This window comes from Streptomyces sp. NPDC021622, from assembly GCF_040640795.1.
Lineage (GTDB): Bacteria > Actinomycetota > Actinomycetes > Streptomycetales > Streptomycetaceae > Streptomyces.
In genome coordinates this window covers 128,221-144,303 of the sequence record NZ_JBFACK010000020.1, presented here as the reverse complement: position 1 = coordinate 144,303, position 16,083 = coordinate 128,221, and the positions used below count along the sequence as shown (strand labels likewise).

17 protein-coding genes are annotated in these 16,083 nt (G+C 70.2%); 7 read left to right on the top strand and 10 right to left on the bottom strand.

Features of this window, described 5'->3' with window-relative positions; genetic code table 11:
• Nucleotides 1-213: 213 nt before the first annotated feature.
• The gene (locus AB0G47_RS33660) at nucleotides 214-870 is read left to right on the top strand and encodes a M15 family metallopeptidase (RefSeq protein WP_360777715.1); all 657 of its coding nucleotides are present in this window, start codon (nucleotides 214-216) and stop codon (nucleotides 868-870) included.
• An 8-nt stretch (nucleotides 871-878) separates the two neighbouring features.
• Here AB0G47_RS33660 and AB0G47_RS33655 read toward each other — a convergent pair whose 3' ends face one another.
• Nucleotides 879-1,763, bottom strand: a complete 885-nt coding sequence (locus tag AB0G47_RS33655) for an NAD(P)-binding domain-containing protein (RefSeq protein ID WP_360777713.1) — start codon at nucleotides 1,761-1,763, stop codon at nucleotides 879-881.
• A 49-nt stretch (nucleotides 1,764-1,812) separates the two neighbouring features.
• Between AB0G47_RS33655 and AB0G47_RS33650 the strand changes: the two genes are divergently transcribed.
• Nucleotides 1,813-2,220, top strand: a complete 408-nt coding sequence (locus AB0G47_RS33650; RefSeq protein ID WP_360777711.1) for a MerR family transcriptional regulator — start codon at nucleotides 1,813-1,815, stop codon at nucleotides 2,218-2,220.
• 35 nt (nucleotides 2,221-2,255) lie between these two features.
• Here AB0G47_RS33650 and AB0G47_RS33645 read toward each other — a convergent pair whose 3' ends face one another.
• Nucleotides 2,256-2,702 (bottom strand): anthrone oxygenase family protein, encoded by a 447-nt coding sequence (locus AB0G47_RS33645; RefSeq protein ID WP_360777709.1) that lies wholly within the window; start codon nucleotides 2,700-2,702, stop codon nucleotides 2,256-2,258.
• A gap of 109 nt (nucleotides 2,703-2,811) precedes the next feature.
• On the opposite strand from AB0G47_RS33645, the gene AB0G47_RS33640 reads away from it, so the two are divergent.
• Together AB0G47_RS33640 and AB0G47_RS33635 are read left to right on the top strand one after the other, a co-directional pair.
• A complete protein-coding gene (locus tag AB0G47_RS33640; protein WP_360777707.1) occupies nucleotides 2,812-3,456 on the top strand; it encodes a TetR/AcrR family transcriptional regulator in 645 nt (214 codons plus the stop codon).
• Between the two features lie 4 nt (nucleotides 3,457-3,460).
• On the top strand, nucleotides 3,461-3,973 hold the full coding sequence (locus AB0G47_RS33635) for a hypothetical protein (RefSeq protein ID WP_360777705.1): 513 nt from the start codon (nucleotides 3,461-3,463) through the stop codon (nucleotides 3,971-3,973).
• Between the two features lie 17 nt (nucleotides 3,974-3,990).
• On the opposite strand, the gene ssuE is transcribed toward AB0G47_RS33635, so the two are convergent.
• The 4 genes from ssuE to AB0G47_RS33615 form a co-directional block, all read right to left on the bottom strand.
• On the bottom strand, nucleotides 3,991-4,545 hold the full coding sequence (gene ssuE, locus AB0G47_RS33630; protein ID WP_360777704.1) for an NADPH-dependent FMN reductase: 555 nt from the start codon (nucleotides 4,543-4,545) through the stop codon (nucleotides 3,991-3,993).
• 514 nt (nucleotides 4,546-5,059) lie between these two features.
• Nucleotides 5,060-7,543: an FxSxx-COOH system tetratricopeptide repeat protein gene (gene fxsT, locus AB0G47_RS33625; protein WP_360777702.1), complete on the bottom strand. Its 2,484-nt coding sequence runs from the start codon at nucleotides 7,541-7,543 to the stop codon at nucleotides 5,060-5,062.
• Between the two features lie 239 nt (nucleotides 7,544-7,782).
• A complete protein-coding gene (locus AB0G47_RS33620) occupies nucleotides 7,783-8,544 on the bottom strand; it encodes a TIGR03943 family protein (RefSeq protein ID WP_360777700.1) in 762 nt (253 codons plus the stop codon).
• Nucleotides 8,541-9,575, bottom strand: coding sequence for a permease (locus AB0G47_RS33615; RefSeq protein WP_360777698.1), 1,035 nt, complete (start codon nucleotides 9,573-9,575; stop codon nucleotides 8,541-8,543). Before AB0G47_RS33615 ends, AB0G47_RS33620 begins: the two co-directional genes overlap by 4 nt.
• 193 nt (nucleotides 9,576-9,768) lie before the next feature.
• On the opposite strand from AB0G47_RS33615, the gene AB0G47_RS33610 reads away from it, so the two are divergent.
• A complete protein-coding gene (locus AB0G47_RS33610) occupies nucleotides 9,769-10,938 on the top strand; it encodes a GTP-binding protein (RefSeq protein ID WP_360777696.1) in 1,170 nt (389 codons plus the stop codon).
• Between the two features lie 17 nt (nucleotides 10,939-10,955).
• Here AB0G47_RS33610 and AB0G47_RS33605 read toward each other — a convergent pair whose 3' ends face one another.
• Nucleotides 10,956-11,558, bottom strand: coding sequence for a TetR family transcriptional regulator (locus tag AB0G47_RS33605; RefSeq protein ID WP_360777694.1), 603 nt, complete (start codon nucleotides 11,556-11,558; stop codon nucleotides 10,956-10,958).
• Between the two features lie 84 nt (nucleotides 11,559-11,642).
• On the opposite strand from AB0G47_RS33605, the gene AB0G47_RS33600 reads away from it, so the two are divergent.
• Complete coding sequence (locus AB0G47_RS33600) at nucleotides 11,643-12,554, top strand: SDR family NAD(P)-dependent oxidoreductase (protein ID WP_360777693.1); 912 nt, start codon at nucleotides 11,643-11,645, stop codon at nucleotides 12,552-12,554.
• Here the strand turns inward: AB0G47_RS33600 and AB0G47_RS33595 are convergent.
• Both AB0G47_RS33595 and AB0G47_RS33590 read right to left on the bottom strand, forming a co-directional pair.
• Nucleotides 12,544-13,365: an alpha/beta hydrolase gene (locus AB0G47_RS33595; protein WP_360777690.1), complete on the bottom strand. Its 822-nt coding sequence runs from the start codon at nucleotides 13,363-13,365 to the stop codon at nucleotides 12,544-12,546. The two genes, AB0G47_RS33600 and AB0G47_RS33595, sit on opposite strands and share 11 nt — an antisense overlap.
• 29 nt (nucleotides 13,366-13,394) lie before the next feature.
• On the bottom strand, nucleotides 13,395-14,231 hold the full coding sequence (locus AB0G47_RS33590) for an alpha/beta hydrolase (RefSeq protein ID WP_360777688.1): 837 nt from the start codon (nucleotides 14,229-14,231) through the stop codon (nucleotides 13,395-13,397).
• A 201-nt stretch (nucleotides 14,232-14,432) separates the two neighbouring features.
• On the opposite strand from AB0G47_RS33590, the gene AB0G47_RS33585 reads away from it, so the two are divergent.
• Nucleotides 14,433-14,744 carry a hypothetical protein gene (locus AB0G47_RS33585; protein WP_360777686.1) on the top strand — a complete coding sequence of 104 codons (312 nt, stop codon included), beginning with the start codon at nucleotides 14,433-14,435 and terminating at the stop codon, nucleotides 14,742-14,744.
• 54 nt (nucleotides 14,745-14,798) lie between these two features.
• Here AB0G47_RS33585 and AB0G47_RS33580 read toward each other — a convergent pair whose 3' ends face one another.
• Entirely contained in the window at nucleotides 14,799-15,998 is a 1,200-nt protein-coding gene (locus AB0G47_RS33580; RefSeq protein WP_360777684.1) for an ROK family transcriptional regulator, read from the bottom strand.
• Between the last annotated feature and the right edge of the window lie 85 nt (nucleotides 15,999-16,083).

Genomic DNA, 16,083 nt, shown 5'->3' with positions numbered 1-16,083 from the left:
AACCAGGGTAAGTAACGGGGGACTCAGCGGAATTCGACGGGGGACGACGGGGGAAGACCACTGATGCCTCGCGCGGCCCACACCACCGGCGTCGTCGGAGGTGTGGGCCCTTCCACGCGTCACGACCCCGCCCGTAACGAGGAGGGGACTCCGGGGGCGGGCGGCAGCTCGCCCCCGGAGCTGTGCCCGTCAAGGACGCCACGAAGGGCCGGAATGCCGCCGATCATCCTCATGAACGATCCGAGAGTCGTCGACATACCCGTCCGAGAATGCGGCGAGCCCCTCGTGGATCTGCGTCAACTGCCCTTCCTGGACGTTGACGACCGCCTGGCCGACCCGGCAGGCGCTTATGCCCAGCTGCGCGAGGGAGTCGCCTGGCGGCTCGCTCGCGCAGCCCGGCTGCTGCCCGACGGCCTGCGCTTCCTGGTCACCGAGGGGTATCGCCCGCTCGCGCTGCAGATCACGTACTTCGAGGATTACGCCGCCGAGCTGAGGAAGGCCCACCCCGACTGGTCGGACGTCCATCTGCGCCGCCAGACGAGCCGCTCCCTCTCGCCTCCCGAAGTGGGCCCGCACGTCGCCGGCGCCGCGGTCGACCTCACGCTGTGCACGGCCTCCGGCGCCGAACTGGACCTCGGCACCCCGGTGAACGCCAGCCCCGAGGAGAGCGACGGCGGCTGCTACATGGACGCCGACGGCATCTCCGCCGCCGCCCGCCGCAACCGCCGCACCCTCACCGCGGCCCTGGCCACGGCGGGCCTGGTCAACTACCCCACGGAGTGGTGGCACTGGTCCTACGGAGACCGCTACTGGGCGCTGGCGACCAACGCGCCCGCCGCCCAGTACGGCCCGATGACGTACGAGGGCTAGCGGATCGGTCAGTCCTCACGGGGCCTGCCGAACTCCTCGATCAGGACCGCGTAATCCTCTCCACCGTGTCCGGCCGCGATCGAACGGTCCGCCATCGCCTTGATCAGCTTCGGCAGTTCGGCGTTGACGCCCAGGGCCTCGCTCTCCTCGATCAGGTGGTCCATCGACCGGACGTGGGTCTCCAGGGACGCCACCTCGGCCCGGTAGGAGCCACTGTCGATCTGCTCGGCATGGCCGGGCAGCCACTCGGCGACACCGGCGGCGATCTGCCGTGCGAACGGTGCGTACGTCGCGGCGTCGACACCGGCCGTCTTCAGCATGGCGGTGCCCTGGAGCCAGGCGTTCAGGATGCTCCACATCATGGCAAGGCCTGCCACGTCGTACAGGGACGCCAGGCCATGGTCCGCACCGAGGTAGTTGACGGTGCCGAGCGCGCCGAGTGTCGCCTCGTATGCCTCGAAGTCCGATGCGGGCCCGCTGTGCAGAATCACCGCGTCGGCGGTCCCGATCCCGGACGGGACGGCCATGATGGCGCCGTCGAGGTAACGGGCGCCGCGCTGCTCGGCCCATCGGGCGGCTTCCCGCGCCTGGGCCGAGTCGCCCGAGGTCAGGTTGATCAACATGGTGCCGTCAAGCTCGACTTCGCCCGGACCGAGCAGTTCGCGCATGGCCTGGTAGTCGGTGACGCAGATGATCGTCAGGGTGCTCGCCTTGAGCGCGGCGTCGACTGTCGGCGCCAACAGCGCGCCCCCGGCGACCAGTTGGTCGGCCTTGGAGGCCGTACGGTTCCACACGGTGGTGGGATGCCCGGCCTTCAGGAAGGCGCCGGCGAGCGCCTGGCCCATCAGTCCGAGGCCGATGACGGTAACGGGTGCTGCGGTTTCGTTGTTCATGGCAGCATCGTCAACGTTGATACCGGTATGAAGGTCAAGCGAGGTTTTGATGCGGATCGGGGAACTGGGCCGTCGGACGGGCGTCAACGCCCATCAGCTGCGCTACTACGAGGCCCAGGGACTCCTTGAGGCCGACCGGCGCGCGAACGGCTATCGCGAGTACGACGAGAACGCCGTGCTGCGGGTGAAGCAGATCCGGCACCTGCTGGGCGCAGGGCTGTCCTCCGATGACATCGCGTACCTGCTGCCCTGTGCGGTCGGAGAGGCTCCGGAGCTGCCCGGGTGCCACGAGCTGGTGGCCGCGATGCGGTCACGGCTGCGGCGACTTGACGAGCAGATGGAAAACATCGCCCGCTCCCGCGCCGCTCTCGCCGACTACATCGATGCGGCCGAGCAGATGGGCGGCGACAGCTATCCGCCCTTGGACGGTGCCGAGCAGGATCCCGTCCCCGCCTGAGCCGCGGCCCGCAGCGTGCGGCCGGCCGTGGCCGCTCAGACCAGGGCTGCGGCGAACAGCGCGAAGGCGAGCACGATGATGCCGACGCGGACGTAGTGGAACCGGTCCCACTTCCCCACCTGCTGCTTCCAGTCCGCGGGCGCGCCCTCCTTCGACCACGTCGCGACGCGCGAGTTGATCGGCACGAGCAGCAGCACCGACATGACCACGCTCACGACGAGCAGCGCGGTGCCGGCGGTGACGAGCGCCGTGCCGTCGTCGCCCCACGCCAGTGCGGCCCAGAGCACGCCGAGGACGACCGAGCAGATGTACCAGAACGGCATGACGCGGCCGAGGACGCGTGCCCCGTCGCTGCGGGCCGCGAGCCCGCCGTCGTGGGGCAGCCGGTCGAAGATCGGGTTGACGAACGCCGCCACCGCGAACTCCACGCCCACCATCAGCCCGACCACGACGACCGCGACGACGGCCAGGGTGTCCTGCATGTCCCCTCCAAAGGGCAAGCTTTCAAAAGGCAGGGCCTAGCGGTGCTAGGTTCAGATGCAATGCTAGCAATGTCATTGCTCTATTGTCTAGCGCTGCTAGAATCTGGTCATGTCGGTACGCGAACGCAAGGAACGCGAGCGAGCCAACCGCCACAGGCTGATCGTCTCCACGGCCCGCGAACTCGCCGAGACGCACGGCTGGGACGCCGTCACCACGCGCCGGCTCGCCGAGCTGATCGAGTACAGCCAGCCCGTGCTCTACAGCCACTTCCGGGGCAAGCGGGAGATCGTGGGGGCGGTCGCGCTGGAAGGGTTCGCGGAGCTGACGAGCGCGCTGCGCGCCGCGGTGCCGGAGGGGCTCGCGGGACGCGACGCGGTGCCGGAGGGGCCCGCGGGACGCGACGCGGTGCCGGACGGGCCCCTGGGACGCGACGCGGTGGCGCGCCTTGCGCGCGCCTACACGGACTTCGCCGCACGCAATCACGCCCTGTACGACGCGATGTTCATCCTCGACAACGGCCTCCCCTTCGCCGACGAGGCCACCCCCGGACCGCTGCGCGAGGCGTTCCAGGCCCCTCTGGACCCGCTCGTCGACCACGCGAACCCCGACGAACCGGGCCTGTTCGTCGAGACGTTCTGGGCCGCGCTGCACGGCCTGGTCACCCTCACCCGCGCGGGACGCCTGCCCGCAGAACGGGTCGCCGACCGGCTTGCGCTCCTGGTCGACCACTTCGTTCCCCGAGGCATAGGTTGACCCGATGGGTCTTTTCGACAAGCTGACCGGCACCAGGCGTCCCGACGCAGGTGTCGCACCCCGCTCGGCCGGGGACGTCCGGGCAGCGCTCCTCGCGCTCAACGGTCCGGACGTGCCGTACGCCGTGCGCGACGCGACCTCGAACGAGGGCGCCGACCTGGTGGCCGAGTGGCGGATTCTGGAGCCTGCCTGGCGCACCTTCTTCGTCCGGACCCAGCTGGACCGGACGATCAAGACGCGGATGCGCCTCGACGCCAAGGGTCATGAGGTCCGTGCCGTCGACGAGCAGTGGGAGGTCACCTGGTCCGGGGACACCCCGCGCCTCGCGCTGTCGCGCGAGTACTCCCGAGGGCAGGTGACCACGGTCTCCCGCCAGTGGAAGCTCGAACGGGGCGCCGACGGCGCCCTGGAGAAGACCGAGGTGTTCCGCTTCGACCCCGCAGAGATGAAGGATCCCCTGCGGGGCGCGGTCCTGGGCGCGGGCTGGACGTGGCGCGGAGTGGTGTTCAGACTCTGACCGTGCCGATCACCCCGTCATGCGGCGGCGAGCCGTGCCGGCTCCGGAAGCGACGCGCGGAAGCGGGCGACGACCGGGCCGAGACCGGCGTCGGCGTCGGGCGCCAAGGTCACGCTCCCGTCCTCCGCGGCCGTGATGTGCCGGTCCAGGACGAACCATCCCTGGGCGACATCGGCGCCGAGCGAGGTGAGCACGGGCCGCAACGCGTAGTCGACGGCCAGGACATGGGCAGGGGAGCCGCCGGTGGCAAGGGGCAGGACGCTCTTGCCGCGCAGCGCGTACTGCGGAAGCAGATCGAGGAAGGTCTTCAGGACTCCGGAATACGCGGCCTTGTAGACCGGCGTGCCCACGAGCAGCGCGTCGGCGCCCTCCACGAGCGCGACGGCGTCGGCGACGGCCGGGTGGGAGATGTCGGCGGAGAGCAGCGCGTCAGCGGGCAGCGTCCGCACGTCCAGGCTGTGCACCTGGTGCCCCTGGACGGCCAGTTCGCGGCCGAGCTGCTGGACGAGACGCGCGGTGCGTGAGGAACCGGGGGCGGATGCGCTGCCGGTCAGGGCGAGGACGGTGGCCATGATGGAAGTCCTTCGGGTACGCGGCCGCGAGGGCCGTACGAGTCATGGGGAGAGGGGCACACTCAAGTGCCGTACGCTCGGCGGGGGTTCGACGCGTACGGACGATGGGGCGGGGCGGAACGGGCAGCCCGTCGGCCAGACCCGGTCAACGGAGTCCGAGAGAAAGGAAGTTGCGGCGTACGAACCGCGCGCGTACTGCCCGGCGGTTGCTCAGCGGCCAGGGCGACAGCAGGCGCTGCACACCCGCGCGAGGTCGACGTGACGTCGCCGCGTGAGGTGGTGTCGCACTGCATTCATGTGCTCGATTCAAGCATCTGCCCGCGCGGGCGTCGAGTGGGCAATCGAGCTGGAGTGCATCGAGCCGTCACGCGACTGGGCTCGCTGCGGCGCGCCGCGGGCGAACTGCACCTCTCAGCTTCCTGGACCGCCACCGCTCCGCCCACTGTGACCGAGCTGGCTGCTGCGCGGCAGGCCATGGTCTGCATTCGCGTACTCCACGGACGGCGCGTGACTTCTAAAGTGGCAGGGGGTCGATATAGCAATTGGCCCGGGTCAGGTCGGCCAAGTCCGTGACCGCCGGATGTGTGGCGCTGAGCTGTATCCGCAACTCGTCCAGGATCGTGCTGTGCAGCGCGTCGCACTCGTCGTTGCGGTTGAGGGCGTGCAAGTCGAGGGCTCGATTTGCAGCCGTGCACAGCGTCGACGGGTGCGCGCGTCCCAGAACGTCGGTGGACAGTGCGAGAGTCTCCGTGCCTAGTGCGAGCGCCTCCTCGTGTCGTTGGAGCGCCGCCAGATCACTGGCCTGGTTCGTAGCCACGACCAACGCCAACGGGTGCCGCTCGCCCAGCTTCTCGCTCAGCGCGGCGTGGGCGCGCACATCCAGCTCGTACGCCTCCTGCGGCCGCCCGTCCAGCCTCAACGTGATAGCGAGGTTGGCCTCGGCCGACACGGTGTGCGGGTGCTGCTCCCCGAAGAGGCGCCGGTACCGATGGCAGCAGACGTCGGCCAGTTTCCGGGCCCGGTCCAACTGCCCGTCGTGCCGCAGGTCCATCGCCAGGCCGAGCGATGCCGCGATCGTGTCCGGATGCTCTTGCCCGAACCGGCTGACCATCACCTCCCACACCTCTTCCGACACCTCCAACGCCGCGCGGTGGTCGCCGGTCTTTCGGCGGGCCACCGCCAGGAGGCGCTTGGCGTGCAGCGCGGCCGGGTTGTCCGCTGGGAGCTGCCGCTCGTACTGGGCGACGACCTTCTCCTGCTGATCGCGGGCGCGGGCGTACTGGCCGAGTTCCCGCTCGTCCACCGTGAGGCAGGTCCGCGCGAGCAGAGTCAGTTCGTGATCGCTGCCGAGAAGTGCCTCCATCGACCCCCAGGTGGTGCGATCGAGTTCGTACGCGTCCTGGAACCGGCCGACGAGCCGCAGACATACAGCGAGGTTGTGGGCGGCAGTCAACGTCGTAGGGTCCTCCTCGCCGAACTCCGCCCTCGCCTCCTCGTACACCCGCCGCGTCAGTGCGAACGATTCGCCGAAGTCACCTTTGACCCGCAGGTCGGCGGCGACGGCGCCCATCGCGTGTAGGCGTCTCTCCCTGGTCTTGGGCACCGGCACCGGGGACGATCGGTGAACGGACTCGTAGGCCACCAGCGTCACCTTGTTGATCTTGGCTGCCTCCTTGTAGCGACCCACGCAGAAGAGGGTCCAGCCGAGCCAGAGCGCCAGCCAGAGGGTCTTTTCGTCGTAGGGGCCAAAGAGTTCACGCGCTGCTTCGTACGCCTCGTCGGTGAAGCGCAGCGCGCTCTCGTGATCGCCCCAGCGCTGGAGATATACGGCGATGTTGACCACTAGCCTGCGCACCCACGGATCCGTGGAGTGGACGATGGCGGCAGCGACAGCGTGCGGATACAGCACGGAGTAACGCTTCCACGTGGTGCTGGACGACGGATTTCGTGGGTCGGCAGAGGCCAGCAACAGCTGCGCTCCGCGTTTCATCTGTTCCTGCTGATGTGGCGTCATGCGGTTGATCAGAACGTTTTGGACGAGCCGGTGGATCTGAATCGAATTGGTGCGCAGATCCACCCGCGCCAGCGAATACCTCCTGATCTCCCGAATGGCCCGGCCCAGCCGCAGCGGATCCGCGAGCGCTGCGTCCAGCTCCGGGGTGATTGAGCCGTGGTGCACTTGAGAGAACAAGTCACGGGGAATCGGCTCGGGCGCCAAATAGGCGCAGACCTGCAGGAGCTGGATGGCTTCGGAGTCCGTCCGCTCGACATGGTCGAGGGATACATTCCAGGCTGTCGCTATCGACTGCTGGTACGTGTGCGGCGCGGACTCGGAGAGCAACTCGTTGTGCTTTTCCTCGAACAGCCGCAAATACTCCTGAGCCGGCATCCCCGTCTCGGCCCTCCAGGCCGCGGCCTGTTCGACGGCGAGGGGCAGGTCACCCAGTACGTCCGCGAGCAGGTCGGCGTCTTCCTGGGCGAGCTCGGGGCCACGCTTGTTGAGAAGATCGATGCTCTCGGCGCGGTCGAAGATGTCCACCTCCAGACAGAGCGCCACGTGGTCCCAGTGGGGGTTTCGCGAGGTGATCAGGACTGCGCCGGAGCCGGAATTGGGAAGGAAAGGTGTGAGGGTCTCGACATTCTCGGCGTTGTCGAAGACGAGCAACCAGCTGCTGTACGGTTCCCCGCGGCGCAGTGCGTCCAGAACGGCCGGTACTGTCACCGTCGGCTCGGATCCGTGGGCGATGCCGAGGCGTGAAGCGAGCTGGGCCAGAGCGTTGGTGATGCCGGAGGTGCGGTCGCTCGGTATCCAGCAGACCAAGTCGTACGCGCTCTGATGCAAGTAGATGTATTCGACGGCCAGTTGGGACTTGCCGACTCCCCCAAGTCCGTACATGGCCTGCGGCAGAATCGCTGCTGTTCTGCCGCGTTCCAGGTGTTCGGCCAGCTCGGTGAGCTGTCGTTCCCGGCCGGTGAAATTCGGGTTCCGTGGGGGCACATTCTCCCAGACCGTCGGCGAGAGCGTAGAGCGCCGAGGCGGCACCTGCGGGCGAGGCGGGGCTCCTGGAGGGATGGGCGCGCTGGTCATGGATCTCCCTCAGGTTCGAATACCGGGTGGAGAGCGCGAACGGCTCGCACCTCCGGTGCGCCCAAGTCATGTGCGCCGACATCTGCCTTCGTCCTGTCAGGCTGCCAATTATCCTGCATGGAGCGGTAGTTGGGCGACTGCGTATCCGATCAAGGCGTCGGCGCCCGGTCCATATAGGGACTCGGCGGTTCCGGGATCCGCTCGAGCGAGTCGGCGTCCAGGGCGAGGGCGGCCGATGAGGTGCCCAGGGTGCCCTTCGGGTGCCAGGTGCCGGTGACCTTCACCCAGGTGTCGGCGGGCGGAGCCTTGGCGCCGTGCACGGTCACCGTCAGGGACTGGGAGTCCGCGGCGCAGCAGGCCACGACGAGGCGGGTCAGTTTCCAGGTGCCGCCCTTGCCGGGGGTGACGAACCCGGACATCAGGACCGTACGTCCCTTCAGGCTCCCCTTGTCGTCCTGTTGGGCCCTGCCGATGAACTCGGTAAGGGAGAGCGGGGCAGGGCCGTGCGCCGGCAGCGGTTCGAAACGGTCGTAGTCCGCGACGACCTTCGGGCTGTCGCGGGCGGCCGTGTAGGAACCGAGGGCGGGCGGTGCGAAGAACAGCAGCGCGAGCGCGGGCGGCAGCAACAGCCAGGCGACACGGGGGCCGTGGGAGTGGTCGTGGCCGTGCGCGCCGTCGCTCGGCGGCTCGGGGGCGGGCTCGTGTGTCTTGGTGCGGCGCCGCCCGGCGAGCGGCAGCCCGTCGCGTACGACACCCAGCAGCCCCACGCCGACCAGGACGAAACCGGTGATGACGAGGAAGGGGAGCAGGCCTTCCTTCACGTACCGCAGCGCGAGGTCGTCGAAGAGGGCGGCCCGCAGCACGGCCGCACCGGTCAGCAGGAGCACCACTGCCTGGAGATTCCGTCTCACAGCAGCCACCATCCGGTCAGGGCGGTGCAGGTCACGGCCGTCAGGGCCGTCACCGTCGAGAACCGCAGGGCGAAGGCGCGGCCGAAGGTGCCCGCCTGCAGGGCGATCAGCTTGAGGTCCACCATGGGGCCGACGACCATGAACGCGAGGCGGGCCGTGGGGGAGAAGCCGGTCAGTGAGGCGGCCACGAAGGCGTCGGCCTCGGAGCAGACGGCGAGGACGATCGCGAGCGCCGCGAGGAAGAGCACCGAGAGCCAGGGCGATCCGGCGAAGGTGTCGAGGACCGAGCGCGGCACGGTGACGTTGAAGGTAGCCGCGGCCATGGCGCCGAGCACGAGGAACCCGCCGGCGTGCAGGAAGTCGTGCTGGAAACCGAGCCGGAACTCCTCCCAGCGGCTGTGTCCGTGCTGGTGGCCGGTGTGCCGGGACGGCATCCGCAGCCATTCCGAGCGCCCGAGCTTCAGCCAGAGCCAGCCCATGGCGGCGGAGGTGGCCAGTGAGGCGATCAGGCGGGCGGCGACCATCTCCGGGTTGCCGGGGAAGGCGACCGCGGTGGAGGCGAGCACGATCGGGTTGACCGCGGGCGCAGAGAGCAGGAACGCGAACGCGGCGGCCGGTGTGACCCCGCGCCGGATCAGGCTTCCCGCGACCGGCACCGACGCGCACTCGCAGCCCGGAAGGACCACGCCCGCCGCGCTCGCCACGGGCACCGCGAGCGCGGGGTTGCGGGGGAGCATCTTGCTGAACAGATGCGCGGGGACGAAGGCGTTGACGGCCCCGGAGATCAGGGTGCCGAGCACCAGGAAGGGCAGGGCCTGCACCGTGATCGCCAGGCAGACGGTCTGCCAGGCCCGGAATCCCGGGTGGGTCAGCCACTGCGCGCCTCCCATGGCCAAGGCCAGTGCCAGGAGCAGAGCCACGGAGAGGACGCCGGTGGCGACAAGGCCGGGTACGGGGCTGCCGTTCGGCGGCCGGGTCGGCGCGGGGCCGGGGCCGGCCGGCGGTCTTTCGATCAGCTCCGAATTGCGCACAATTTCTCCGATTTTTGGGCCGGGAGGGTCACGATAGCGAGCCGGTCGGGCCCGGCCCGGGATTTCGGCGGGCCGTGTGCCCGGGGTCGGGGCGCAGGGGCCGGGGCGCCGGTGCCGGGCTGTGCTCCGGGCCTCTGAAGGCCATGCTATACAGATGGAAATCATTTTCAGTAACTGGTGAAGGGGGGCGCTCGTGCCCAAGGGACTGCTGAGCGTGGTGGCCGGCAACACGCCGGACGTCCGCGGTGCCGTGGTGGACCAACTGCTGCGCGCCGCGCCGAACGCCGTGGTCCTTGCCGTGTCGATCCACGGCGCCGACGCCGGGTACCCCGTCGTCCAGCGCTTCCTGTCCGGCGCGGACCCCGCCCTGCGCGACGCCGCGGCGCAGGGCGCGACCGGCGACCCGGTGGTCATCCTGCGCCAGGACCTGATGGCCGTCCGCCGCGCCGCGGGTCGCCCGCATGTCGTCCTCGCCCTCCCGGAGGACCTCGACGTGCTGCCGTTCCTGGTGGAGCTGTGGCGGCCGAGGGTCGGCAGCGGCTCCCTGGGGGACCACTACGACCCGGCGCCGCTGCTGGTGGGCGTGGACCCGGAATCCTTCATGGCCGACATCGGCTGCGTCCACCGGGCCGTACGCCTGTGGGACGGTGACGACCGCGGCGATCCGCTGACCCCCGCCGAGATCGCCGCCCGCCAAGTCGAGGCGGCCGACGCCCTGTTGATCCCTGAGCCCGGCATCGGTCCCGCCGCTTCCGGCGCCGTGGCACTCGCCGGTCACCTCAACGGGCAGGCCCTGCTGTTGCCGCCCGCCGGAGCGGAACTGCCCTCGCCCCTCCTCCGACCCGCGCCGCCCGGGTGCGGCGACCGTTGGCGGTCGCGCCTTGAGCCCGTGACCGTCCCTTCGCTGCGGCGCGGCCGCCACGAAGGCGTCGCATCGGTCCTCTGGCGCGCCCGCCGCCCCCTGCACCCCGAACGCCTCGCCGGGGCGTTGCCCGCCGTGATGTTCGGCGTGGTACGCAGTCGTGGGCACCTGTGGCTGACCAGTCGCCCCGATACCGTGGTGACCTGGCGCTCGGCGGGCGCGCACCTTGAACTGCGCGAAGCCGACCGCTGGTTGGAGGAGGCCTCTCCTCGCGCCTGGGAGGCGGCCACCCCCCAGCGGCGCACGCTCGCCTCCTGGTTCTGGCACGACTACTACGGCGAACGCCGCAACGAACTCGTCTTCACCGGCATCGACCTCGACGACCAGCGGATCCGCTCGGCACTCGACGCGGCCCTGCTCACCGACGCCGAACTGGCCCTGGGGCGCGAGGGATGGACCGCCATCCCCGACCCGCTGCTCAGCGACGCCGAGACGTCCTGAGGGGCCCCTGACCCCTCTCAGGGCCGCAGTGTCGCGAATGCCCGGTCGACCAGCGTGGCGCGGTCCGCCGTACCGCCCGAGCGCAGCCACTCCCGGTCCGCCGCGTCAAGTGCCGCGGCCGCAGCCGAGGTCAGGACGTCGGCGGTGAGGGCGTCCAGCTTCGCGCCCGGGCGCTGCGCGAGCGCCTCGGCGACCTGGGCGCGCATCGCGTCACGCCGCTGGTGCAGCCGGGCCCGCAGTGACGGCGTGGCCTCGATGAGCGTGAGCTCGGCCAACTCCTGCCCGGAGCTGTGGATCCGCTGCTGCCATGCGCGCAGCACCTGATGGAGGCAGTCCCAGGGCGCCTCGTCGGCGGGGCGGCCGCGCACCTCCTCAGCGACGTCCTGCGCCATCGACTCGACGGCGCCGAAGACCACGTCCTCCTTGGACGGGAAGTACCGGAAGAAGCTCCGCTTCGACAGTCCTGCGGCGCGGGCGATGTCCTCGACGGTCGTCTCGTCGAAGCCGCGCTCGGTGAACAACTCAAGGGCGAGCGCGGCCAGTTCGGCCCGCATGGTGCGTCGGGCGCGAGCCCGCAGCCCGCCGCTCTCCGGGCTCTCGGTGCTTGCTCGGCTATACATGCACCGGAGTTTACTTTGATTCACCGACTGCCTAACGTGTCACCGAGTGACGCATTTTCGGAAGTGGTGGAGATGGAGGCGGACATGACGACCCTGCACGGCACGACCGCGCTGATCACCGGCGGCACCGGAGGCATCGGCAAGGAAACGGCCCGCGGACTCGTCAGGCGCGGCGCGCACGTGATCCTGGTGGGTCGCGATCCCGGGCGGGCCGCCGACGCCGTGCGCGAGCTCGAACGTGAGGGCGGCGGCGGGCGGGTGGAGGCGGTGGCCGCCGATCTGACGCTGCGTGCGGGGCTGCTGCGGGTGGCCGACGCGGTGAACGCCGGGCACCCGCGACTCGACGTACTCGTCAACAACTTCGGCATGAGCCCGGCCGAGCGCCGGCTGACCGCCGACGGCGTGGAGACCGCCTTCGCGGCGAACGTCCTCGCGCCCTTCGCCCTCACCCGGCTGCTCATGCCGCACCTGCGGAAGGCGCCGGCCGCCCGCGTCATCAACCTCACCGGCGGCATCCCGCGCGGCCCCGTCGACCCGGACAATCTCCAGGCGGAGAAGGCCTTCATCGGCTGGACCTTCGGTCAGTACAACCACACCAAGGCCCAGCTCATGGCGGTGAGTTACGAGTACGCGCAGCGGACCGCGGACGGCGGCGTCACCGTCAACGTGGCCTACCCCGGACACGCCTACACGCCGGGCAACCAGGCGACGCCGATGCGCGCGTTCCCCCGCCTGTACCGCCCTGCCGCGCCCCTCGTCCGGCTCCTCGGGCCGATCCTGCTCGCCGACCTCGCCAAGCCCGCCCGCTCCAGCATCCACCTCGCCACGAGCCCGGAGCTCGCAGGCGTCACCGGCGCCTACTTCGACACCCGATGCCGCCGCGTCCCGTGGCCGGACTTCGCCACCGATCCCCGTACCCGCTACGCCGTCTGGTCACTGTGCGAGCGGCTGTGCGACCAGGGCGAGTTGGGAGAGCCGGGCGAGTTCAAGAGCTGAGGAACTCAAGCAGGTCCGTGTTGAAAGCCTCCTCGAACGCGCCCGTCAGACCGTGCGGGGCGCCCGGGTAGACCTTCAGGGCCGCGTCCTTGACCAGGTGGGCCGACTTGTGGGCCGAGGCCACGATGGGCACGATCTGGTCGTCGTCGCCGTGCGCGATCAGCGTGGGCACGTCGAGGCGCCGCAGGTCCTCGGTGAAGTCCGTCTCGGAGAACTCGCCCACACAGTCGTACGCCGCCTTCACGCCGGCCTGCATGCTCTGCAGCCAGAAGGCGTCCCGGGTGCCCCGCGACACGGCCGACCCCGGCCGGTTCGCGCCGTAGAAGCTCTCGCTCAACTCGCGGTAGAACTGCGAGCGGTCGGTGCGCACGCGTTCCCGGATGGTGTCGAACACCTCGCGGGGCAGGCCCTCCGGGTTGGCCGGTGTCCGCAGCATGAGCGGCGGAACGGCGCCGAGGAGCACCACCTTGGCGATCCGGTCGGTGCCGTGCCGGCCGATGCTGCGGACGACCTCCCCGCCGCCCGTCGAGTGCCCCACCAGAACCGCTTCCCGCAGATCCAGGTTCCAGACGAGCTGCGCGAGGTCGTCGGCGTAGGTGTCCATGTCGTTGCCCAGCCACGGCTGGCCCGAACGGCCATGGCCGCGGCGGTCGTGCGCGATGGCGCGGAAGCCGCTCTCGGCGACAAGACGCAGCTGGTTGTCCCAGGCGTCCGCGTTGAGCGGCCAGCCGTGGCTGAAGACGACCGGGCGGCCCTCGCCCCAGTCCTTGTAGTGGATCGTGGTCCCGTCGACGGTGGTGAACGTGCCCATACGGGTGTCCTCTCGGGAGGCCGGGGCGGTCAGACGAAGCGGCGTACGAAGGCCAGTGCCGTGTCGGCGACCTCCTGCCAGCGGCTGTCGATGATCAGCGCGTGGTCGCGGCCCGGCAGCTCGGTGATCTCCGTGACGCCGGAGTTCTGCTGCTGCTTCTTGTACGCGCCGTTGGCGAGCGCCCAGGGCACGGCATGGTCCTTCTCGCCGGAGATGATCAGGAGCGGACCGCGCCGGGGATTGCGGCAGTCGACCTTCACCTCGGTCCACGGATTGAGGTTCGCGGCCGCGGCCTGGAACGGCGGCGCGCACGGGGCGGGGACGGCGAACTTCTCGTACAGCTCCCTGGCCTCCCGCTCACTGACCGCGTTGGCGTACGCGTATCGGAACTGCTCGAAGGTCAGCGGCAGTGCGCGCTTCCGGTTGGCCGGGTTGGCGATCATGGGGCGCAGGGAGCGCAGCGTCGACAGCGGCAGCGCCATGATGCCGCGGAACGGCGCCGGATCGATCGCCACCGACGCGGCGCTAAGGCCACGCCCCGCGAGGATCTGCGTGAGCAGCCCGCCGACCGAGTGCCCGACGATCGCGGGTTTGCGCTCCAGGCCGTCGATGAGCCCGGCGAGATGGTCGGCGATACGTCCGACGGTCTTCCCCGCGAAGGCCTCGGGGCGCTCCCTGGCCTCGGACACCGTGTCCGGGTCGTCGGGCCAGGACAGCGCGACGGGCACATACCCGGCCGCCTCGAAGTGCGCGGTCCACAGATCCCAGCTGCTGGGCAGCATCCACAAACCGTGCACGAACACGACGGGCACGCGGTCGGTCGCTGCGTTGGCCCGGTCGATCTGCTGTGCGTCGTTGAGGGACATAGCCCGAAGTTACGGTCGCAAGTCCCCCGGCGATACAGGGCAGTTGACGGGTTGGCCGGTGTTGCATGGTGCTTGTCCGGTCTACGGCCAGGGTTTACCCGATGCCCAACCAGGAGTTGACGCCACGGCGCGGGGCCTGACCTAGCTTCGTTGGTGGCCGGGACGACCTCCGGCTTCCGTGAATCGAAGGGGGAAGAACCGATGAAGCGTGTGATCGCCAGTACGTTCGCCGTCGTGGCGCTGGCAGCCTCGGGCTTGACCGCCACCGCTGCGACGGCGTCGGCGGCGCCGGACGACACCCGTGCCTTCCGGTGCAAGCTGGTGTGGAACGACAACAACACCGCGGGTGTGAAGTGCACCGGCGGCGGACCCTTCATCGCCGTCGCGAAGTGCAAGAACGGCAAGTGGGCCCAGGGTGCCAAGGCGGCCGCGGGGACCACCTCGTACGCCTACTGCACCTCCGTCAATTCGAGCCTGAAGAAGCCTGTCCAGGCCTATGGTGCGCAGGCCTGACAGGGGTTCGGGAGCGTAAGGAGGCGGCCGTCTTCCGACGGCCGCCTCCGTCCCTCAGCGTCTGGCTTCACCGCCCGCGAGGACGCGGTCCACCTGCCGCGGCGACAACGCGTGCTCCACCGCGAGGATGCCGGCGCCCACCGCCGCCGCGTTCTCGCCCGTGCGGCTCGGCTCGATGCGCAGCACATGGGTGGCCAGCGGGTGCGAGCGCCGATACACCGCTTCCCGTACGCCCGCGAGGAGTTGGTCGTGGACGGCGGCCAGCGCGCCGCCGACCACCACCGTGTCGGGGTTGAAGAAGTTCACCAGACCCGCGAGCACCTCGCCCACCGCGCGGCCCGCCTCACGCACCATGCGGACGGCGTCGCGGTTCCCTGACTTCACCAGGCGTACGACATCGCTGCCTGATGCTGCCTCCAGGCCGAGAGCGGAGAGCTTGCGGGCGATCGCCGCGCCACCCGCGACGGCCTCCAGGCAGCCGGAGTTGCCGCACCGGCAGGGCTCCTCGGTGTCGCCGACCCGGATGTGCCCGATGTCGCCCGCGCTGCCCTGCGCGCCCCGGTGCAGCCGGCCGTCCGCGACGATGCCGCAGCCGATGCCGGTGCCCACCTTGATGTAGAGCAGATAGCGGGTGTCGGGGAAGGCGCGGCGCTGCTCGGCGAGGGCCATCACGTTCACGTCGTTGTCGACGAGGGCCCGCGCGCCGAACCGCTCGGCGAAGAACTCGGGGATCGGGTACTGGTGCCAGCCCGGCATGATCGGCGGATCCACCGGACGGCCCGTGGAGAATTCCACGGGACCCGGCACGCCGACCCCGATGGACTGCAACGACGCGGCGTCCCGGTCGGCCTCCTTGAGCAGGGAGTTCAGCGTCCGCTCGACATGGCCGAGCACCTCCTGCGGGCCGTCCGCGATGGAGAGCGGATCCTCGCGCAGGGCGAGCATCTCGCCGCCGATGTCGAGCAGCGCGACCCGGCAGTGCGACGCCCCCAAGTCGACGCCGGCTACGGCGTGTTCGCGCGTGCGCAGGCGCAGCCGCCGGGGCGGTCTGCCGCCCGTCGAACCGCCGTCGGCCTCCTCGATGACGTAGTCGTGCGCGATGAGCGCGTCCACCCGCTGCGAGACCGTCGACCGCGCGAGCCCCGTGAGCCGGGCGATGTCGGCGCGGGTCTCCGCGGCCCCCGTCCGGATCAGGGCGAGGACCTCGCCGGGCGACGACGGCAGGGAAACGGGGTGATCCGGCGCTCCAGACATGGCAGCCACCATAGGGACGACTTCCGCTGCTCACAAGGCTGATGGTGTTCGGCGATCGACCTAAGTAACCGTCAACTGCCGTATA